At 33.3% G+C, this 354-nt stretch carries 1 pseudogene; it reads left to right on the top strand.

From position 1 onward, the window contains the following. Positions 1-354, top strand: a pseudogene (locus AAIE21_RS29405) (transposase); the annotation flags it as partial.

Here is a 354-nt window from a genome sequence, read left to right as displayed (position 1 = left end):
AAAAAAGAAAGGAATGAAGTATTCTCCTCGTAGTAAACGACTCAGTGGTATCAATGTATATATGACAAACACCCCTACAGATATTGTCCCGATGGGACAGGTACATGACTGGTATTCTTTGCGTTGGTAAATTGAAATTTTATTTAAAACGTGGAAGTCATTCTTTCAAATTCATCATTGTAAAAAGATAAAACGAGAATGATTGGAGTGTCATTTATATGGTCAATTGATTGCCATTCTACTCTGTTCTTCTATCATGTTTCAAATGCGCCAATTGCTCCTCATGAAGAAAAAACGAGAGCTTAGTGAGTATAAAGCCATATATATGATTAAAGACTATTTTCTTCTTCTATT

The organism is Paenibacillus sp. 102, from assembly GCF_039549175.1.
In the GTDB taxonomy this organism is placed as follows: domain Bacteria; phylum Bacillota; class Bacilli; order Bacillales; family Bacillaceae_G; genus Bacillus_A.
Note: the sequence above shows the minus strand (reverse complement) of the source record. Positions and strands in the feature narration are given on the sequence as shown.